The organism is Streptomyces sp. NPDC031274 (assembly GCF_055570235.1).
In genome coordinates this window covers 1-1353 of record NZ_JBVIHP010000253.1, presented here as the reverse complement: position 1 = coordinate 1353, position 1353 = coordinate 1, and the positions used below count along the sequence as shown (strand labels likewise).

Sequence of the window (1353 nt, the reverse complement as noted above, 5' to 3'; positions counted from 1 at the left end):
CACGGGGCGGGCCTGGGTGTCGGCGAAGGTGACCCGCTTGCCCTCGGCCTCCGCGGCCAGATGGGCCATGTCCGTGCCGACCTTCTTCTCCAGGGTCTCGAAACCCTGGGTGGCGAGGCGGCCGTTGGAGGTCCCGGAGAGCGAGAGGATCGCCTCGCAGGCGCGCTGTGCGGTGTCGAGACGGGGACGCCCGTCGGCGACCCCGCCCCGTACCGTGCCGTTCTTCTCGCCGAGGTAGCCGACCTCCTCGCCCACGTCGAAGGTGATGGCCTTGGTGGTGACGCCGAGGGTGTCCACGAGCGGGCCGAGCGCGGCGAACTTCTCGCCGACGGCGCCGTAGTCGCGCTCCACGACCGCCAGGTTGTACATGGTGCGCCCCGGCACCGGCTCGCACTCGCCCTTCGACCAGTCGAGCGCGACCCCGCCGGGCTGCGCCATCTCCCCGCCGGGAGTGTCGTGTTGAAGGGCTGTCGCCACCACGTCCTTGCGCACGCCGAGGTGCTCGGCGGCCAGCTCGCTGAACCTGCGGGCGAGCGTCAGGAAGGCGTCGAAATCGGAGCGGGCCTGCCAGGGCGGGTCGACGGCCGGGGTGAAGGCGTGCAGGAAGGGGTGCATGTCCGTGGAGGACAGGTCGTGCTTCTCGTACCAGGTGGCGGCCGGGAACACGACGTCGGCGAGCAGCGTCGTGGACGTCATGCGGAAGTCCATGGCGAGCAGCAGGTCGAGCTTGCCCTCGACGTCCTGCTGGTGCCAGGCGACGTCGCGCGGCGCGCAACGAGGGCCGTCGTCGGGGAGATTGGAGTGGGTGCCGAGCAGATGCTTGAGGAAGTACTCGTTGCCCTTGGAGCTGGAGCCAAGGAGATTGGCCCGCCACACGGTCAGCACGCGCGGCCAGTTGCCCGGCGCGTCGGGGTCCTCGCCCGCGAACTTCAGGCGCCCCGCCTTGAGTTCTTCGACCGTGTGCCGCACCGGGTCGTCCGCCTCGCCGAGCTCCAGAGGGTTGCGGTCGAAGGTGGGGTACGAGGGCATCCAGCCCATGCGGGCGGAAGCGGCCAGGCAGTCGGCGCCGCTCATGCCCTCGAAGTGCCCGTCGGCCAGCGGGGATGCGAGGGATTCGGCGGGCAGGGTGTCGTAGCGCCACTGGTCGGTGTGCAGATAGAACCAGCCCGCACCGATCATGTGGCGGGGCGGCCGGGCCCAGTCGGCGCCGCTGGCCAGAGTGGCCCATCCGGTGACCGGGCGGCACTTCTCCTGGCCGACGTAATGGCCCCAGCCGCCGCCGTTGCGGCCCTGGCAGCCGGTGAGGGTGAGCAGGGCCAGGAAGGCGCGGTAGATGGTCTCGGAGTGGAACCA

1 protein-coding gene is annotated in these 1353 nt (G+C 71.0%); it reads right to left on the bottom strand.

Annotation, left to right across the window (positions count from 1 at the left end):
• The coding region (locus ACZ5CR_RS45435) for a molybdopterin-dependent oxidoreductase (protein WP_468869615.1) at positions 1-1353 on the bottom strand (1353 nt) is incomplete at both ends.